The organism is Prosthecobacter sp. (assembly GCF_044227185.1).
Taxonomy (GTDB): Bacteria; Verrucomicrobiota; Verrucomicrobiia; order Verrucomicrobiales; family Verrucomicrobiaceae; genus Prosthecobacter.
In genome coordinates, this window is sequence record NZ_JBGAFO010000018.1 from 15,526 (window position 1) to 30,495 (window position 14,970).

A 14,970-nucleotide genomic window follows, 5' to 3' on the forward strand; every position below is an offset into this window, starting at 1 on the left:
CGTGTGATCAGGCGGCGGGTGAGGTTTCGTCTGCAGGCATGTCGAGGGGATCATCCCACAGCACCCAGGTGTCCTTGCTGCCGCCGCCCTGGGAGGAGTTCACGACGAGGGAGCCTTTTTTCAACGCGACGCGGGTGAGACCGCCGGGGACGACGCGCACGCGGTCGCCACAGAGCACGTAGGGCCGGAGGTCGATGTGACGGCCTTCGAAATGGTCGTCCACAAAGACGGGGTGGCGGGAGAGCTGCAAGACGGGCTGGGCGATGTAGTTGCGCGGGTTCTTCTTGATGCGCTCGCCAAATTCGGCGCGCTCCTTTTTGGAAGCGTGCGGACCCATGAGCATGCCGTAGCCGCCGGATTCGTTGACGGCTTTGACGACGAGCTTGTCGAGGTTGTCGAGGATGTAGGCGCACTCCTTTTCATCGACGCCGAGGTGAGTGGGCACATTCGGCAGGATGGGGTCCTGATCGAGGTAGTATTTGATCATCTTCGGGACGAGGGCGTAAACGGCCTTGTCGTCTGCGACGCCGGTGCCGATGGAGTTGGCGAGGGCGACGTTGCCTTTGCGATAGGCATTGATGATGCCGGGGACGCCGAGGAGGGAGTCTTTGCGGAAGACGAGGGGGTCGAGGAAGTCGTCGTCGATGCGGCGGTAAATGACGTGGACCTGCTCCAGGCCCTTCGTCGTGCGCATGAAGACGCGATCGTTGCGGATGATGAGGTCACGGCCTTCGACGATGGGGACGCCCATCTGCTTGGCGAGGTAGCAGTGCTCAAAGTAGGCGCTGTTGTAGATGCCGGGAGTGAGGACGACGATGGTCGGATCAATGACACTGCCCGGGGCGAGGTGGGCGAGGGTCTCCCGCAGCATGGAGCCGTAGGCGTCCACGGGGCGGACGGGCAGGGACTGGAGAAGGCCGGGAAAGGCGCGCTTCATGGCGTTGCGGTTCTCCAGCATGTAGGAGGCGCCGGAGGGGCAGCGGCCGTTGTCTTCGAGCACGTAGTAGTCGCCCTTGCCATCGCGCACGAGGTCGGTGCCGCAGATGTGGATGTAGATGCCGTGGGGCACCTTGATGCCGCGGAACTCGGGGCGGTAGTGGGAGGCGGAGAGGACGAGCTCGGCGGGGACGGCTTTGTCAGAGATGATCTTCTGGCCGTGGTAGATGTCGTTGAGGAAGAGATTCAGCGCGGTGATGCGCTGGATGAGGCCGGCCTCCACGGTCTCCCATTCACGCTGCGGGATGATGCGCGGCATGAGATCGAAGGGGAAGATGCGCTCGGTGCCCTGATCATCGCCATAGACGGTGAAGGTGACGCCCTGGCGGAGGAAGGCGGCGTCCACGGCCTTCTGGCGCGCGGAGTATTCGGAGGGGGTGAGGGAGCCTACACTATCAAGCATGGCTCCGTAGTGAGGACGTGCCTTTCCGTTTTTGGAAAACACCTCGTCGAAGAAGCTCTCTGGTTGGTAGTCGTTAAACAGTGACGACATGGGATAATGAGGCTAAGCAGGGGGTGTGCCAGGGTTGGGAAGTTTACGGTTGTTGACGGTGGTTGACCGTTGTTGACGGTGGTTTTGGGAGAGGCACCGGGGTCATGGCCGGTGAGTACTTTTTATCGAACGGTCGGGGAGATGCCGGATGTGTGCGGTTGCTAAGAGCCAACAGGTTCAACGTCCACCCCGACGCCGACGGTGTGTCTGCCGCCGCCGGTGATGATGCCGCGGACGGGGCTGACATCGGAGAAGTCGCGGCCGGTGGCGACGGTGATGTGATCCAGCGAAGTGAAGCAGTTGTTGGTGGGATCAAAATCCACCCAGCCAAAGCCGGGGACGAAGGAGGAGGCCCAGGCGTGGGAGGCATCCACGCCCTGCAGGCGCGGTTTGCCGGCAGGCGGATGGGTGCGCAGGTAGCCGCTGATGTAGCGGGCGGGCAGGCCCATGGCGCGGAGGCTGGCGATGGCGAGGTGGGCGAAGTCCTGGCAGACACCGCGCTTTTTTTCCAGCACCTCATTGAGCGGGGTGCTGATGGTGGTGGCCTTCGGATCGAAGGCAAACTCGCGGTGGATGCGACGGCAGAGATCCGCGGTGGCGGCGAGAATGGGACGGCCTTTGGTAAAGCTGGGCAGGGCAAAGTCACGCAGAGGCATTTCCGGGACCAGCAGGGGGCTGCCGAAGGCGAACTGGCAGGGATCGAGCAGGTCCACGGGGACGGGGTCGCGGAACATGGCGGCGACGGCTTCCCAGGGCGGTGTTTGCAAAGGATCCGGCTGCAGCACGGGCATGAGGGAGACGAAGCTGCGGGAGATGACCTCAAAGTGAGTGTGCAGCTTCTGCACGGAGAAGCAGGAGACCTGGTTGCCAAAGGAGTCGGTGTGCTCGGTGAGCAGATCGGGCTCCGGATCGAAGCTGAGGCTGAACTCAAGGCAGCGCTGGGTGTCGGTGTCGCGCGGACGCAGGCGCGCGGCATGGTGGGAGACCGCCACGGGCGAGCTGTAATGATAGGTGGTGCGATGGGTGATGCGGTAGTTCATCACGTGGTCGCTGATTCAGCAGGCGCGCCCTCGCTGCTGCTGATGGTGGAGTGGGCGAAGTAACCGGCGGTGAGGGCGTCATTGAGCACGGGCATGGCCTCGATGAGCTGGGTGAGCAGCCGGGCCACCTGGGTCTGCGCCCAGGTGCCGGGCTCGACGCGGGCGAGCTCGGTGGGATCGCAGAGCTGGAGGCGGGTGCTGTTTTCCAGGAACACGCGCATGGCGGGCGTGAGGAGGGCGGAGGTTTGCTCGTGGGGCAGGTGCTCGAACTGCTGGCGGATGCGCTCGAACTGGAAGCGCAGGCCGCGGGGGTTGAGCTCGTCAAGCATGAGCAGATCATACACGGCGGCGAGCTGGGGGAGGAGGCTGTAACGGTTGCGGTAAGTGATGGTGCTGTCTCCGACTTCGAGGATGGCTTCGAGCAGGCTGGGGTTTTCGGCATCAGCGCTGCGGAGGCCGGCGCGGAGGAGCTCGCAGATGTAAACGGTGCGCTCGATGCGGTGGCCCATGTCGAGGAACATCCAGCCCTGGGCGCGGGTCATGTTTTCCTTGGCGAGACCGTGGAAGGAGGCGAGCTCGAGAATGATGCGGGTGAGGACGTTCAGCGCGTCCGACATGGGAGTGACGCTGGGAGTGTTGTCGTAGGCGTCGAGGGCATCTCCAAGCTGGCTGATGACGCGCCAGGTATCGACGGAAATGCGGTCGCGCAGGAGGACACCGATGCGCTGGATGTGGGCGACGCAGGAGCGGATGCTGGTGGGGTGATCGGCGTCGAAGACGGCTTCAAGGAGGCGGGCTTCGAGCTGCTCCTGCTGGGAGGCGAGGGCGGCGGCATCAGGGACGTCATCGAGAACGGTGAGGCTCTTGAGGGCCTCAAGCAGCGGGAGCAGGAGGGGTGTTTCGCTCATGCCGCTTTCCGGGGAGCAGCGCAGGAGGGTGGAGCGCAGCAGGCGGGCGCTGGACTCCGCGCGCTCAGCGTAGCGGCCGAGCCAGTAGAGGTGATTGGCGACACGGCTGCCGAGATTGTGCCCGGTGCGGCGGAGCTCCACCGGGGTGCTGGTGTTGGAAAGGAGGGTGACGTTTTCCACCGGCCCCTCGCTGAGGACCCAGGTGTCCTTGCTGGTGCCGCCTTTCTGCATGGAGACCTGGGGGGAATCCAGCGTGGCGGCGACGCGGGTGAGGGCGCCGGGCATGACCATGTAGCCGTCCGCGGTGGCGACGAGATAGACGCGCACGCTGACGGGCTTGTGCACGAGGCGGCCATCGTCCCAGACGGGGGCGGTGGAGAAGGTGATCTTTTCCTGCGCCACCCAGCGGTCTGGCGCAAAACGCATGCGTTCGGCGAGGGCGGCGCGCTCCGCGCCGCTGAGGCGGCTGCCGAAGAACACCTCGCGCCGGCGCACGCGGAAGGCGTTTTTGATGACGAGGCGGCCGAGGTTCTGCTCCACCTCGTGACGAGGGCGCTCCTGGCCGCACCACCAGGTGGCCACGGAGGGCATGAGGAGGTCTGAGCCGAGGAGTTTGCGGCAGAGGCCGGGGAGGAAGGCCATGAGCGCGGGGGCTTCGGCGAGGCCGGAGCCGAGGGCGTTTCCGAGCGCCACGTTTCCAGCACGGACGGCGCGCACGAGGCCGGGAACGCCGAGCATGGAGTCGTTGCGGAGTTCCAGGGGATCGCAGAAATCGTCATCCACACGGCGCAGAATGACGTCCACGGGCTCAAGGCCGCTGAGGGTCTTCAGATAGACGCGGTCATCGCGCACGGTGAGGTCTTCACCCTCCACCAAGGTGTAGCCGAGATAGCGGGCGAGGTAGGCCTGCTCAAAGTAGGTTTCGTTGTAGGGGCCGGGGGTGAGAAGGACGACGCGGGGCTCCTCCACCCGGCGTGGGGCGAGCGCCGCGAGAGACTGCTGCATCTGGCGGAAGAAGCCGGCGAGACGGCGTACGCGCGCATCGCGAAACACCTCGGGCAGGAGGCGGGAGGTGATGAGGCGGTTTTCCAGGGCGTAACCGGCGCCGGTGGGGATCTGGGTGCGGTCTGAAACGACCCACCACTGGCCGTCTGGAGAGCGGGCGAGATCCGCGCCATAGACCTGGAGGGGCTTGGCATCCGGCACCTTGATGCCATGACAGGGGCGGAGGTAGGAGGACTGCGCCAGGACGAGCGCGGCCGGCATGCTGCCATCGCGGATGAGCTGCTGCGGGCCGTAGCTGTCGGTGAGGATGGCGTTGAGCAGGGTGGCACGCTGGATGAGGGCTTTTTCAATGCCCTCCCATTCGGCGGCGGAGATGACAAAGGGCACGGGGTCCATGTGCCAGGGGGTGTCGAGGCCCTTTTCATCGTAGATGTTGAAGGTGACGCCGCGCTCCGCGAGGAGGCGGCGGGCGGTGTCCGCGAGACGTTTGACGCCGGCGGTGTCACGGCGCAGGAGATCGGCCATGACGGGCTCGTAGTGCGGGCGCACCTTGCCGGAGGCGTCATGCAGCTCGTCATAGTGGCCGCCGCCGGGTGCGGCACCGTCCAAATGCGGACCCACGGCCCGCTGGGGGACGGGAGAGGCGGCGACGGTGGAGGATCTTTGAGATTGGAAAATCAATGCGTGGTCGGAGGTGGCTGGACGGATGGTGCCGACAGTAGGAACCGATCCCGCCAGTGCATCCGATTTGTCGGGTGGACGCAAGGTTTATGCCATGAATTGGGGATGGGGATTGCGGGCGCTGGGTGGTGCGTCCGGAACCTGCTAAAGCAGGTACTACAATACTTATGCTGCGGTGCTTGGGGTGCGTGCGGTGCGCTGGGCGACCGGATGCGCTGGGATGATGCGTGGGGACGCGTGCTGGTTGGGCGACGATATGTCACCCCGGGCGGCTACAATGTGTGGCAGACGGCGCGATGAGTGGCAAAGACGTTTTTAGAGCCTGCGAAAGCGGTAGCTGCGATGCAAGACTTGCGTCTTGCATCTTCGCGACCGCATTGATTCGCTTCGCTCACCCTTCGGGCAGCCTGCGGCTGTCTACCTCCGCTTCGCTTCGGTTCCAGGACGCTGGCGCGCATGCGGTGGCTCTATTCAGGCGTGGCGGAGGTCGAGGGTGAAGGGGAATTCGGGGTTGGGGGTGGCGGGGGCGGCTTTGATTTTTCCGGGGGTGTGTCCGTGGCGGAAGAAGCGGGCGTAGCGGCGGCTTTCGGCTTCGTAGGAATTGACGGGGAAGGTTTCGTAACTGAGGCCGCCGGGGTGGGCGACATGGTAGGTGCAGCCGCCGAGGGAGCGCTGGTTCCACTGGTCCACGAGATCAATCACCAGCGGTGAATGAACGCCGACGGTGGGCTGCAGGCAGTTTGGCGGCTGCCAGGCGCGATAGCGCACGCCGGCGACATATTCGCCATTGGTGCCGGTGGGGTGCATGGGTACGGTGCGGCCGTTGCAGGTGATGGCGTAGCGGCCTTCGATGAGGCCCTGGGCTTTGATCTGGATGCGCTCGAGGGAGGAGTCCACGTAGCGGACGGCGCCGCCGGCACCGGCGTCTTCGCCGAGGACGTGCCAGGGCTCGAGGGCCTGGCGGATTTCGACGTTCACATTGCGCGTGGCCCAGTCGCCGCTGAGGGGATAGCGGAACTCGTAGTGCGGGGCGAACCACTCGGGCTTGAGTTCGTAGCCGGCCTGCCGGGTGTCTTCACAGATGTCTTCGATGTCGCTCCAATTGAAGTGCGGGAGCATCCAGCGGTCGTGAATGTCGGTGCCCCAGCGCACGAGGGGGGCCTCGTAGGGCTCCTTCCAGAAGCGGGCGATGAGGGTGCGGAGCATGAGGGCCTGGGCGAGGCTCATGTGGGGATGCGGGGGCATTTCAAAGCCGCGCATTTCCAGAAGGCCGAGGCGGCCGGTGCTGCTGTCTGGAGAGAAGAGTTTATCAATGCAGAACTCGGCGCGGTGGGTGTTGCCGGTGGAGTCGATGAGGAGATTGCGGTAGAGGCGGTCCACGAGCCATGGGGGCACCTCACCGCCTTTGAGGACGGAATCTGAGGCGGCCTTGAAGGCGACTTCGAGCTCGTAGAGGGAGTCGTTGCGGGCTTCGTCGATGCGCGGGCTCTGGCTGGTGGGGCCGATGAAGAGGCCGGCAAACATGAAGGAGAGCGAGGGGTGATTCTGCCAGTAGGAGATGAGGCTGCGCAGGAGATCCGGGCGGCGGAGGAAGGGGCTGTCCTTGGGAGCTTCCGCGCCCATGACGATGTGATTGCCACCGCCGGTGCCGGTGTGGCGGCCATCGACCATGAACTTCTCGGTGCCCAGACGGGTCTGACGGGCTACTTCATAGAGCGACTCGGTGATATTCACCATTTCATCCCAGCTCTTGGCGGGATGCACGTTCACCTCGATGACGCCGGGGTCGGGAGTGACCTTGAGGACATGGAGGCGCGGGTCGAAGGGCGGCGGGTAGCCTTCGATGACGACGGGTTGATCCAGCGCTACGGCCACATCCTCCACGGCACCGAGGGCGGAGAGGTACTCCTCCAGCGTCTTGGTGGGGGGCATGAAGATAAAGAGCTTGCCGTCGCGCGGCTGCACGCAGAGGGCGGTGCGGACGATCTGATCGGCGGACTGGCCGAGAGCGGGCGGCTGCGCGGCGGGGTCGATGCCGAATTTGTGCTCTTCCTTCTCCAGATCTTCGTTTTCTGCGCCAAGTCCTTCGGCGCCCGAGGGGTCCGGGCGATGAGCGAACCTTTTCCAGAAAGAGGGCGGGATGCCGGCGATGCCGCGCACAAACTGCTGGCGCGAGGGGAGCGGATCGCGGTCCTCCATGGGGTCCTGCTCGTGGTGATAGGGGAAGTCAGTGGCCTTGACCCAGGGGTGGGAATCAAGCGGGAGACGCAGTCCGATGGGCGAATCTCCGGGCACGAGGTAGCAGCGCTCGGCGCGCAGAAACCAGGGGCCGGTGGCCCAGCCACTGTCCACAGGTTTGAGGGGCAGGACGTGGCCGATGATTTTGTCGAGCCCTTCCTCGAAGACTTTGGCGAGGCGGGTGCGCTCTTCTTTGTCTTTGAGGTTGGATTTATGGGGGTCCACGTTCACGGGCAGTTTGCGCTCGCGCCAGAGGTAGTAGAAGGCGTCTTCGTACGTGGGCATCACCCACTTGCCGCCGCAGCCGAGTCGCTCGGCCAGGGCGTGAATGAAGCGGGCGGAGTGGGTCTCATTGACGCCGTAGTCTGTCTGCATGTCGGCGTAGAGATGCGGGTGCGCCCAGAGGGGCTGGCCGTCTTTGCGCCAGTGGCAGCCGTAGGACCAGCGGGGGAGCGACTCACCGGGATACCATTTGCCCTGGCCGTAATGGAGGAAGGCACCGGGGGCGAAGCGGTCTTTGAGGCGCTTGATGAGCTCGTCTGAGAGCAGGGCCTTTTTGGGGCCGACGGCGGTGGTGTTCCACTCGGGGGCCTCGGGATCGTCGATGGAGACGAAGGTCGGCTCTCCGCCCATGGTCAGGCGGACATCATTGGCCTCGAGTTCCCGGTCCAGGGCGTGGCCGAGGGCCTCGATCTCCGCCCACTGCTCCGGGGTGTAGGGCTTGGTGACACGGGGGGACTCGAAGATGCGAGTAACCTTCATGTCGAAGTCGAACTTGGTTTCGCATTTCTCCCCGATCGTGCCGCTGATGGGCGCGGCGCTCTGGGGGTCTGGCGTGGCGGCGAGGGGGATGTGACCCTCTCCGGCGAAGAGGCCGGAGGTGGGGTCCAGGCCGACCCAGCCTGCGCCGGGGAGATAAACTTCGCACCAGGCATGGAGGTCGGTGAAATCGACCTCGGTGCCGCTGGGGCCGTCGAGAGACTTCACGTCCGGCTTGAGTTGAATGAGGTAGCCGCTGACGAAACGCGCGGCGATGCCGAGGCGGCGCATGAGCTGGACCATGAGCCAGGAGGTGTCTCGACAGGAGCCGGTGCGGGTGGTGAGGGTCTCCTCGGGCGTCTGGACGCCGGGCTCCATGCGGATGGTGTAGCCGATGTCCTTCCAGAGGCGCTGATTGATGGCCACGAGGACATCGATGGTGCGCGGGGGCCAGGGCGTCATGGCGAGGAGCTCACCCTCCAAAGCCGTGAAGTATTCGGTGAACTTCGGGGTGAGCGCGGCGCGCTTCAGGAAGGGGGCGAGCTCGTGATCGAGGGCGTGATCGTAGCTGAAGGGGAAGTTTTCGCCCTCGGGCTCCAGGAAGAAGTCGAAGGGATTGAAGACGGTCATTTCCGCCACGACGTCCACCTCGATGGAGAACTCGGTGGTCTTTTCCGGGAAGACGAGGCGGGCGAGGTAGTTTGACTGAGGGTCCTGCTGCCAGTTCAGGAAATGCTTCTGGGGGGTGACTTTGAGCGAGTAGCTGAGGATGCGCGTGCGGGAATGAGGGGCGGGACGCAGCCGTACGATCTGGGGGCCCAGCTCGACGGGGCGCTCATAGCGGTAGCTGGTGCGGTGGTGAAGGGCGACGTGGATGGACATGCGGGTGGCTGGGAAATCGGCCGGGACTCTAAGTCTGGCGGGATGGGATTTAGCAGGTTCACGGCCAATCTTGGTTCCGGGCACCGGAAAACTGCGCTCGCACCTTGCCTCGCTACGATTTCGCGGGACTATGGGCGCGCATTTCAACCAACCCAGCCATGCCCAAGAAAGCCCCAGCCCCCTCCACGATCCGCCCCATCAAGAAGCTGATGGTGGCGAACCGCTCTGAAATCGCCATCCGCGTGATGCGGGCGGCCACGGAACTGGGGCTGAAAACGGTGGGCATCTATGCGCAGGAGGACCGCTTCTGCCCGCACCGCTTCAAGGCGGACGAGGCGTATGAGCTGAACAAGGACAAGGGGCCGCTGGGCGCGTACCTGGACATCGAGGGCATCGTGGCGCTGGCGAAGGAGAAGGGCGTGGACGCGATCCACCCGGGCTACGGCTTCCTGTCCGAGAATCCCAAGTTCTCCCAGGCCTGCGAAGAGGCGGGGATCATCTTCATCGGCCCTGAGGCGAAAATTCTGGACATGATGGGGGACAAGACGGCGGCCCGCAATGTGGCGCGGAAGCTGAAGGTGCCGATCCTGGAGGGGACGGACGAACCGGTGAGCGACCGCAAGGAAGCGCTGGCCACGGCGAAGAAGATCGGCTTCCCGCTGATCATCAAGGCGGCCTTTGGCGGCGGCGGGCGCGGCATGCGCGTGGTGCGTGAGGCGAAGGACCTGGAGAAGCTGCTGGATGAGGCGCAGACGGAGGCGGAGCGCGCGTTTGGCAACGGGGCGGTGTTCCTGGAGAAATTTGTGGGCAAGGCCAAGCACATCGAAGTGCAGATCCTGGCGGACAAGCATGGCAACGTGCTGCATCTGCATGAGCGCGACTGCTCCGTGCAGCGCCGGCACCAGAAGGTGATCGAGCAGGCGCCGAGCTACGGCATCAAGCAGGAGATCATCGACGGGCTGTGCGAAGCGGCAGTGAAGCTGGCGCAGGCGGTGAACTACACGCACGCGGGCACGGTGGAGTTCCTGGTGGATCACGAAACGGGCGAGTGGTACTTCATCGAGATGAATCCACGCATCCAGGTGGAGCACACGGTGACGGAGGAGATCACGAGCATCGACATCGTGCGCTGCCAGATCCTCATTGCGCAGGGCTACAAGATTCATGAGGAGCCGCTGGCGCTGCCGCCGCAGCACAAGATCGAAAAGAGCGGCTTTGCGATTCAGTGCCGCATCACGACGGAAGATCCGGAGAACGGGTTCACGCCGGATTTTGGCAAAATTTTGACCTACCGCAGCGCGGGTGGCTTTGGCATCCGCCTGGACGGTGCGCTGGGAGCGACGAACGCGGTGATCACGCCTTATTATGACTCGATGCTGGTGAAGATGACGGTTTATGCGCGCACGTACCAGCAGGCGCTGGACCGCATGGACCGCGGGCTGCGCGAGTTCCGCATCCGCGGGGTGAAGACGAACATCCCCTTCCTCATGAACGTGGTGCACCACCCGGACTTCATGGCGGGGCAGGCGACGACGCGCTTCATCGACAACAACCCTGATCTGCTGAAGTTTGTGGCGCGCAAGGACCGTGCCTCCAAGCTGCTGAGCTACCTGGCGGACACGATTGTGAACGGGAATCCGCACTCGAAGGGGCACAAGATCAGCAAGGCCTTCAGCGCGCCGCCGATTCCGAAGTTTGACCACCGCGTGGCACCGGCCAAGGGCACGAAGCAGCTCCTGACGGAGATGGGGCCGGAGAAATTCTGCCAGAACTGGGTGGCGAAGCAGAAGAAGCTGCTGCTGACGGACACGACGATGCGCGACGCGCACCAGTCCCTGCTGGCCACACGCATGCGCACCTATGACATGCTGGCCGTGGCGGACAGCGTGGCACGCCGCACGCCGAACCTCTTCTCCCTGGAGATGTGGGGCGGCGCGACCTTTGACGTGACGATGCGCTTCCTGCGCGAAGATCCGTGGGAACGCCTGCGCGACATCCGCGCCAAGGTGCCAAACATTCTGCTGCAGATGCTGTTCCGCGGCTCGAACGCGGTGGGCTACACGAACTACCCGGACAACGTGGTGAAGGGCTTCATCAAGCATGCGGCCCAGAACGGGATGGATATCTTCCGCATTTTCGATTCGCTCAATTATCTGCCGAACCTGAAGGCGGCGATGGATGCGGTGCGCGAGGAGACGGACTCTATCTGCGAAGGCACGCTGTGCTACACCGGGGATATTCTGGACCCGAAGCGCGACAAGTATGACCTGAAGTACTATGTGCGTCTGGCGAAGGAGCTGGAGAAAATGGGTGCGCACATGCTGTGCATCAAGGACATGGCGGGCCTGGTGCGCCCCTTTGCGGCGAAGAAACTTGTCAAAGCGCTGAAGGATGAAGTGGGCCTGCCGATTCATTTCCACACGCATGACACGAGCGGCCTGAACGCCTCCAGCATTCTGGAAGCGGCGACGGCGGGCGTGGATGTGGTGGATGCGGCGATTTCCTCGCTCTCCGGCGGCACCTCGCAGCCGAACTTGAACTCCATCGTGGCGGCGATGCAGAACACGCCGCGTGACACCGGACTGGACAGCGAGGCGCTGCAGGAGTTCAGCGACTACTGGGCGGCAGTGCGCACCTACTACAAGCCCTTTGACACGGCGGAGCCGTATGGCACGGCGGAGGTGTATCTGCATGAGATGCCCGGCGGGCAGTACACGAACCTGAAGGAGCAGGCCATCGGCATGGGCCTGGGGCCACGCTGGCCGGAGATCGCGCATGCGTATGCGGAAGTGAACCAGCTCTGCGGCGATATCGTCAAGGTCACTCCCTCCAGCAAGGTCGTCGGCGACCTGGCGATCGAGTGCGTGGCGCGCGGCGTGAAGCCGAGCGATGTCTTCAACCTGACCGGGACAAAGTGGAGCAAGGACGTGACCAGCATGTTTGAAGGCTGGCTGGGCGAACCCTTCTATGGCATGGAGCCGGCGAAGGCGGCGGATTCCCGCAAGAAGTGGAACAAGCTGGCCGATGCCATCGTGGGCAAGGACGGAAAGCGCATCAAGGGCCGCCCCGGCACGCATGCGGCGAAGGTGAACCTGACTGAAGTGCGCGCCGAGCTGAAGGGCAAGCTGAAGAAGGAGCCGACCGACGATGATGTGTGGAGCTACCTGATGTATCCGGATGTGTTCCTGAAGTTTGCGGATTTCCGCAAGACGTATGGGGATGTGTCCGCGCTGCCGACGCCGGCGTACTACTACGGCCTGCAGGACAAGGAGGAAATCCACATCAACCTGGAGGAAGGCAAGACGCTCTTCGTGCGCCTGCTGAACATGACCGAGGCCGATGCCACGGGCCAGCAGACGGCGATCTTTGAACTCAACGGCTACCCGCGCCACACGACGGTGACAAACAAGGCGCTGGCGAAAAACGCGGTGACCAAGACGAAGGCCGATCCGGCGGACTCCACGCAGGTGGGCGCGCCTATGCCCGGCATGGTGGCGAGCATCGCCGTGAGCGTGGGGCAGAAGGTGAAGGAGGGGGAGACTCTGCTGACGCTGGAGGCGATGAAGATGTTCGCGGCCGTGGCATCGCCGATCGCAGGAACGGTGAAGGAGATCTGCGTGAAGATCAGCGAGAGTGTGGAGAGCAAGGATCTGATGGTGCGGCTGGTGAAATAACCGCGTGCCATGATTCGAGCTGTTCTTGATACGAACGTCATTCTGTCCGCCCTGCGGTCTCGGAATGGCGCTTCGTTCGAGATTGTCGCTCGTTACCGTCAGGGAGAGTTTCTGCTCTATCTGAGCCAGACCGTTCTCGCCGAGTATGAAGAAATTTTGAAGCGTGAGATGCTGCCACAAGGCTTGCCGCTGATGGCCATCGACCGCTTTCTGGACGCCATCTCTTCAAATGCGGTGCAATTTCGGACCTCGGCGCTCTGGAAACCGTCATTGCCTGATTCCGATGACGAAGCCCTGGCCCAGCTCGCCATGGAATCGAAGATCGACTATCTTGTGACCCACAACCTGCGCGATTTTCCAGCCGGGCGAATGGCTGCCGTGCGAGTGGTTGATCCGAAGACTTTTCTGGACATACTCCGCCAGTCACCATGACCACCATCACTGCCAGCATCCCGGATTTCCTGGCCCGCATTCTTTCCGATGCGGCTGAGAAAGAGCGCACATCAGTCGATCACATGGTCGCCCTGGCTTTGCAGGCGCAAGTGACTGCCTGGGAAGTGGGTGACACGCTGGAAGCCCGTGCCAAGCGGGGCCGGATTGAGGACCTGGACGAGATTCTCGCCATGGTTCCCGACGTGCCCCCGATGCCGGGGGATGAGAAGTAATACGCGGGAAGCGCCTGCGGCCCGCATTACTCCGGCATCGTCCACACGATCAGATCGATGGGGTACAACTGGCCGTCCACATCGCTCTTGATGAAGTTGGTTTCGTTGGCGTCAAAGGCGCCGATGCTGCCGCGGCGCCAGGCATGCTGGCGCAGGGTGACGACAATATCGGTCGTCTTCTCCAAGGATTCCCAGCCATGCTGAGTCATCCATGCACGGATTTCTTGTTCGGTGGGCGCGGAGCCGCTGATGAATGCCTGCGCGAGGAGCAGGCCTGAAACATCAGCGCCGATCACATCTTCGTACACGCAGCCGAAGCCGAGATGTTCCCAACTCAGGCTCTCGCGTTCCATCGCCTGTTCGAGAGTGCCGGGGCCGTAGTCGATCATGCCACGCTCATTGCGCAGGAGGATGCAGCCGAAGCCGGCGGTGCCGTAGCCGTTTTCTTCGCGTCCACGGAGTTTCACGATGCGATTTTTCAGATGACTATCCCAAAACAAAACCGCCTCGCCGCGGCTTCCCACGATTTGATAGCGTGAGCCTGCCGGGCCAAGCTCCTCCCAATCCAATGTGCCATTGACCCTGCGACTGAGAATCTGCGCCGCCTGCAGCCAGCCCCCGCCTTTTTTCGTGAGACGATCGACCTCACGATCCACCGACGGGCCATCAACGAGCCGTGCAAACTCGCGCTGGGTGAGCATGGGTGCCGTTGATCTGAGCTTTCATCTGCACTGACATGGCACCGCCTTCATCGTCCTTCAAATGACGGCGCACTTGCTGATAAACCTCCTCATAAGACGGCTCGCGCCGGTTCTTGGGGGGCATGCGGGTCGCAACTCCGGGGGGAGGAAGCTGGATCGATGCGGGATCAAATGACATGGGGGAAGATACGGGAATCCACGGAGGGCGCAAGCCGGAGTGCGGGCGATCCATTGACGGGCTCAATCGAAGCTTCAAGAGTATCAATGTCATGATCTGGCCTGGGTGAGGCAGAGGTGCGGGGTCATGAAAGACCTTATCTTACTCTCGATGCAGGTGGCGGGCGTGGTTCTCGCTGCGGATTTTGCGGCCGGGCTGGTTCATTGGTTTGAGGATGCGTACATCCGCGAAGATACGCCGGTGCTGGGGCGGCTGGTGGGGCGGCCGAACATGGTGCATCATCACCTGCCGCGGCACATGACGCACAACACGTGGTGGGAGAGCAACAAGGAGCTGATGATGGCGATGGGGCTGCTCGTCATGGGCGCGGCGTGGCTGGGATGCCTGAGGTGGCAGGTGTGGCTGTTTGCGCTGGTGGGTGGGAACGCGAACGAGGTGCACAAGTGGGCGCACCGCACGCGGCGGAAGAATGGGCGGGTGATTTCGTGGCTGCAGGATGTGCGAATTTTACAGACGCCGCAGCATCATGCGGTGCACCACACGAATCCGAAGGAGGTGCACTACTGCCCGGTGACGAACGTGCTGAACCCGGTGCTGGATGGACTGCGTTTCTGGGAGGGGCTGGAGTGGATGCTGGCGCATGCGGTGGGGCTGAAGCGGCAGCCGGATACGTCTGTGCCTGGGCAAGGGACGGCGCCGGGGTGGATCGCGGAGATGCGGCGGGCGGGGTGAGCGAAAATCATTCGTCGC

The 14,970-nt window shown here is 63.5% G+C and carries 10 protein-coding genes; 4 read left to right on the forward strand and 6 right to left on the reverse strand.

Annotation, left to right across the window (positions count from 1 at the left end; translation table 11 throughout):
• Positions 1 to 7: 7 nt before the first annotated feature.
• From ACILSQ_RS29035 to ACILSQ_RS29050, 4 genes are all read right to left on the reverse strand, one after another.
• Positions 8 to 1,489, reverse strand: a complete 1,482-nt coding sequence (locus tag ACILSQ_RS29035) for a circularly permuted type 2 ATP-grasp protein (protein WP_395747202.1) — start codon at positions 1,487 to 1,489, stop codon at positions 8 to 10.
• A gap of 161 nt (positions 1,490 to 1,650) precedes the next feature.
• Complete coding sequence (locus ACILSQ_RS29040) at positions 1,651 to 2,529, reverse strand: transglutaminase N-terminal domain-containing protein (protein ID WP_395747203.1); 879 nt, start codon at positions 2,527 to 2,529, stop codon at positions 1,651 to 1,653.
• A complete protein-coding gene (locus tag ACILSQ_RS29045) occupies positions 2,529 to 5,207 on the reverse strand; it encodes a circularly permuted type 2 ATP-grasp protein (protein WP_395747204.1) in 2,679 nt (892 codons plus the stop codon). The genes ACILSQ_RS29040 and ACILSQ_RS29045 overlap by 1 nt, the downstream gene beginning before the upstream one ends.
• A 387-nt stretch (positions 5,208 to 5,594) precedes the next feature.
• Positions 5,595 to 9,002, reverse strand: a complete 3,408-nt coding sequence (locus ACILSQ_RS29050; protein ID WP_395747205.1) for a DUF2126 domain-containing protein — start codon at positions 9,000 to 9,002, stop codon at positions 5,595 to 5,597.
• A gap of 158 nt (positions 9,003 to 9,160) precedes the next feature.
• On the opposite strand from ACILSQ_RS29050, the gene ACILSQ_RS29055 reads away from it, so the two are divergent.
• The 3 genes from ACILSQ_RS29055 to ACILSQ_RS29065 are packed head-to-tail and all read left to right on the forward strand — an operon-like array spanning position 9,161 to position 13,341.
• Positions 9,161 to 12,676 (forward strand): pyruvate carboxylase, encoded by a 3,516-nt coding sequence (locus ACILSQ_RS29055; RefSeq protein ID WP_395747206.1) that lies wholly within the window; start codon positions 9,161 to 9,163, stop codon positions 12,674 to 12,676.
• A gap of 9 nt (positions 12,677 to 12,685) precedes the next feature.
• Positions 12,686 to 13,108: a putative toxin-antitoxin system toxin component, PIN family gene (locus ACILSQ_RS29060; protein WP_395747207.1), complete on the forward strand. Its 423-nt coding sequence runs from the start codon at positions 12,686 to 12,688 to the stop codon at positions 13,106 to 13,108.
• Entirely contained in the window at positions 13,105 to 13,341 is a 237-nt protein-coding gene (locus ACILSQ_RS29065) for a hypothetical protein (RefSeq protein WP_395747208.1), read from the forward strand. Before ACILSQ_RS29060 ends, ACILSQ_RS29065 begins: the two co-directional genes overlap by 4 nt.
• A 26-nt stretch (positions 13,342 to 13,367) precedes the next feature.
• Here ACILSQ_RS29065 and ACILSQ_RS29070 read toward each other — a convergent pair whose 3' ends face one another.
• Together ACILSQ_RS29070 and ACILSQ_RS29075 are read right to left on the reverse strand one after the other, a co-directional pair.
• Positions 13,368 to 14,042 carry a hypothetical protein gene (locus ACILSQ_RS29070; RefSeq protein ID WP_395747209.1) on the reverse strand — a complete coding sequence of 225 codons (675 nt, stop codon included), beginning with the start codon at positions 14,040 to 14,042 and terminating at the stop codon, positions 13,368 to 13,370.
• Complete coding sequence (locus ACILSQ_RS29075; protein ID WP_395747210.1) at positions 14,008 to 14,220, reverse strand: hypothetical protein; 213 nt, start codon at positions 14,218 to 14,220, stop codon at positions 14,008 to 14,010. The genes ACILSQ_RS29070 and ACILSQ_RS29075 overlap by 35 nt, the downstream gene beginning before the upstream one ends.
• Positions 14,221 to 14,346: 126 nt before the next feature.
• Here ACILSQ_RS29075 and ACILSQ_RS29080 point away from each other — a divergent pair, with 126 nt between their 5' ends.
• Positions 14,347 to 14,952 (forward strand): fatty acid desaturase CarF family protein, encoded by a 606-nt coding sequence (locus tag ACILSQ_RS29080; RefSeq protein WP_395747211.1) that lies wholly within the window; start codon positions 14,347 to 14,349, stop codon positions 14,950 to 14,952.
• The last annotated feature ends 18 nt before the right edge of the window (positions 14,953 to 14,970 follow it).

Excerpts from the sequence above, each read along its gene's own strand:
- ACILSQ_RS29035 (WP_395747202.1), bottom strand. The coding sequence starts at position 1,489 with ATGTCGTCACTGTTTAACGACTACCAACCAGAGAGCTTCTTCGACGAG.
- ACILSQ_RS29040 (WP_395747203.1), bottom strand. The coding sequence starts at position 2,529 with ATGAACTACCGCATCACCCATCGCACCACCTATCATTACAGCTCGCCC.
- ACILSQ_RS29050 (WP_395747205.1), bottom strand. The coding sequence starts at position 9,002 with ATGTCCATCCACGTCGCCCTTCACCACCGCACCAGCTACCGCTATGAG.
- ACILSQ_RS29055 (WP_395747206.1), top strand. The coding sequence starts at position 9,161 with ATGCCCAAGAAAGCCCCAGCCCCCTCCACGATCCGCCCCATCAAGAAG.
- ACILSQ_RS29060 (WP_395747207.1), top strand. The coding sequence starts at position 12,686 with ATGATTCGAGCTGTTCTTGATACGAACGTCATTCTGTCCGCCCTGCGG.
- ACILSQ_RS29065 (WP_395747208.1), top strand. The coding sequence starts at position 13,105 with ATGACCACCATCACTGCCAGCATCCCGGATTTCCTGGCCCGCATTCTT.
- ACILSQ_RS29070 (WP_395747209.1), bottom strand. The coding sequence starts at position 14,042 with ATGCTCACCCAGCGCGAGTTTGCACGGCTCGTTGATGGCCCGTCGGTG.
- ACILSQ_RS29075 (WP_395747210.1), bottom strand. The coding sequence starts at position 14,220 with ATGTCATTTGATCCCGCATCGATCCAGCTTCCTCCCCCCGGAGTTGCG.
- ACILSQ_RS29080 (WP_395747211.1), top strand. The coding sequence starts at position 14,347 with ATGAAAGACCTTATCTTACTCTCGATGCAGGTGGCGGGCGTGGTTCTC.